2 protein-coding genes are annotated in these 3,290 nt (G+C 71.4%); both read right to left on the bottom strand.

All coding sequences use genetic code 11. The features are described from left to right. Positions 1 to 1,123, bottom strand: a 1,123-nt coding sequence (locus tag AB0C69_RS40295) for an RNA polymerase sigma factor (protein WP_360361704.1), incomplete at its 3' end; no start/stop codon positions are given. A gap of 72 nt (positions 1,124 to 1,195) precedes the next feature. Next, entirely contained in the window at positions 1,196 to 3,169 is a 1,974-nt protein-coding gene (dnaG, locus tag AB0C69_RS40290) for a DNA primase (protein WP_360361701.1), read from the bottom strand. Between the last annotated feature and the right edge of the window lie 121 nt (positions 3,170 to 3,290).

The following is a 3,290-nucleotide window of genomic DNA, read 5'->3' as shown; positions in this document are numbered from 1 at the left end:
GTGGGCCGCGTTCATGGTCGCCGAGGGGTCGCTGACCGAGGCGGAGGCGGAGGCGGATCCGCTCCCTCGTCACGCCGAACTCGCGCCCCACCTCCTCCAGGGTGCGCGGGTGGCCGTCGACCAGGCCGAAGCGCAGCTGGATGATGCGCTGCTCCCGCTCCGACAGCGTGGCGAGGATGTCCTCCAGCTGGTCCTGCAGCAGGAGGAAGGCCGCCGCCTCCATCGGCACGACCGCGTCGGCGTCCTCGATGAAGTCGCCGAGGTCGGAGTCCTCCTCGCCGATCGGCGACTGCAGCGAGACCGGTTCCTGCGCGATGCGCTGGATCTCCACGACCCGGACGGGCGACAGGCCCATCTCCCGGCCGATCTCCTCGGGGCTCGGCTCCCGGCCGAGGTCCTGGTGCATCTGGCGCTGCACGCGGACCAGCTTGTTGATCGTCTCCACCATGTGCACCGGGATGCGGATCGTCCGGGCCTGGTCGGCGATCGCCCGGGTGATCGCCTGCCGGATCCACCAGGTGGCGTAGGTCGAGAACTTGAACCCCTTGGTGTAGTCGAATTTCTCGACCGCGCGGATCAGTCCGAGATTTCCCTCCTGGATCAGGTCGAGGAACAGCATTCCCCTGCCGACGTAGCGTTTGGCGATCGAGACGACGAGCCGGAGATTGGCCTCGATCAGCCGTTGCTTCGCCCGCGCCCCTTCGCGGGAGAGCAGTTCGAGGTCGAGCAGCTCGCCGCGGGCGAGGACGGCGGTGCGCGCCATCTTCTCCTCGGCGAACAGTCCCGCCTCGATCGATTTCGCGAGTTCTACCTCATCTTCTGCCGTGAGCAGCGGTACGCGACCGATCTCTCTCAGGTAGATCCGAACCAGGTCGCTCGTCGGCGCCCGCTTGCCGAGGTCTCCCTCATCCGCTCGCGTGACGTCCTCGGTCTCCTGCTGAGAGTCGAGGACGTCCACCCCCTGCTCTGCGAGCATCCGGACGACCCGCTCCAGCGAGTCGTCCGGCAAGTCCGAGCGATCGAGCGCGGCAGCGACGTCCTCGACGGTCACACCGCCGCGCTCTCTGCCGCGTGCGACGAGGTCCGCCACCTGATCAACCGATGGCGCCTCGCTTGGCAGCACCGAAGGGCCCACGCAGACAGTCTGCGTCAAATGGGGCCTAGATCACAGGACCCATTTTCGCGGGACGGACGCCTATTGCGACCCAAGCCCCCGCTCCCGCAACACCCGTCTCTGCTGCTCAAGCGCGACAAGATCACCGAAGAGCCGGTTGTACTCCTCGGCCGCCTCGACCGGATTCAGCCGCCCGAGTTTAGATTTCACGCTCGCGATCATGCGGGTGAGCTGGCGCTCCTGAATTCGGGCGAGCAATTCCGCGGCATAGCGGTCGTCCGATTCCTGGGCGGACCGGACCGGCTCCACCCCGAGCTTGGTGAGCAGATCCCTGACCTGGTCGTTCGGCGCCCGCTCCAGAAGGCGGGCGACCCACTCCGGCACGCTCCCCGCCGCCGTGACGCCGCCCGCATCCGCGATCACCGCGCGCACCGCCGTGTGCGGGGGCGCGAGGAACGCCTCGACCGGGAGCTCGTCGAACGCCGGGCCGAGCAGCGCCGGGCGCTGGACCGCCAGTTTCAGCAGCTCGCGCTCGCGCTGGACCTCGGGGTCGGCGGGGTCGAAGGCGGGCCGCCGCGGCGCCTGCGGCTCCGCGTCGCCGCGGCGCCCGTTCTCCGCGGCGGGGCCGTTCGCCCGGCCGTCGCCGTTCTGGGGGCGCCCGTGCCCGTTCTGGCCGCGCCCGTTCTGGCTGCGGCCGTTCCCCGCCTGCGCGCGGCCGTGCTGCCGGTTGGCCAGCTCGCGGACGCGGCGCAGCACGAACTGCTCGTCCATGATGCCGAGCCAGCGGTCCAGGTTGACCGCGTACATGTGGCGGCGGGAGCGGTCCTTGATGGCGGCGACGACGGGGGCGGCCGCGTCCAGGGCACCGAGCCGCCCCTCGACCGTGTCGAGGTCGTGCTGCTCGATCGCGCTGCGCACGGCGAACTCGAACAGGGGCAGCCGGGACGCCACGAGGTCGCGCACCGCCGCGTCGCCGTGCCGGATGCGCAGGTCGCACGGGTCGAGGCCGTCGGGCTGGACGGCCACGAACGTCTGGGACACGAACTTCTGCTCGTCGTCGAAGGCGCGCAGCGCCGCCTTGCGCCCGGCCGCGTCGCCGTCGAAGGTGAAGATCACCTCGCCGCGGAACTCGTCCTGGTCCATCAGCAGGCGGCGCAGGACCTTGATGTGCTCGTCGCCGAACGCCGTGCCGCAGGTGGCGATGGCCGTCGGGACGCCCGCCAGGTGGCAGGCCATCACGTCGGTGTAGCCCTCGACCACCACGGCCTGCCGCCGCCGGGCGATCTCCTTCTTGGCGAGGTCGGCCCCGTACAGCACCGAACTCTTGTGGAACAGCGGCGACTCGGGGGTGTTCAGGTACTTGGGGCCGTCGTCGTCCTCGAAGAGCCGCCGCGCGCCGAACCCGATGACGTCGCCGGACAGGTCGCGGATCGGCCACATCAGCCGGCCGCGGAACCGGTCCATCGGGCCGCGCCGCCCCTCCTTGGCCAGGCCGCCGGCGACGATGTCGCGGTCGGCGAAGCCGCGCCCGCGCAGGTGCCTGACGAGGCCCTCCCACTCGCGGGGCGCGAAGCCGACCCCGAAGCGCTCGGCGTCGGCGGCCTCGAAGCCGCGCTCGGACAGGAACGTGCGGCCGGGCGCGCCGGCGGCGGAGTTCAACTGCTCGGCGTAGTACTCGGCGGCCGCCCGGTGCGCCTCGACCAGCCGGGCGCGCTGCCCGCCGTCCTGGCGGGGGCCGCGCCCGCCGCCCTCCTCGTAGCGCAGCTGGATCCCGGCCTGGGCGGCGAGCCGCTCCACCGACTCGCTGAAGGTCAGGTGCTCGATCTCCTGGACGAACTTGATGACGTCGCCGCCCGCCTCGCAGCCGAAGCAGAAGTACAGCCCGCGCGAGGGCGTCACGTTGAACGACGGGGACTTCTCGTCGTGGAAGGGGCACAGGCCCTTGAGATTGCCGCCGCCCGCGCTGCGCAGCTGCAGGTACTCGCCGATCACGTCGGCGATGGACGAGCGCTCCCGTACGAGTGCGATGTCCTCATTGCGAATCCGGCCTGCCACGACCAAGGAGTCTACGGCGGGCTTGCGACATCGAGGGCATCGCGCCGCGACGGGCATGGGCGCGCCCCCGGCCCCGCGCGGGCCGCGGGGCCGGGGGCGCCGTGGTTGGGGATCAGCGGGT

Origin of the sequence: Actinomadura sp. NPDC048032 (assembly GCF_040653175.1) — a bacterium.
Classification (GTDB): domain Bacteria; phylum Actinomycetota; class Actinomycetes; order Streptosporangiales; family Streptosporangiaceae; genus Spirillospora; species Spirillospora verrucosospora.
This window is presented reverse-complemented; position numbering and strand designations above follow the sequence as displayed.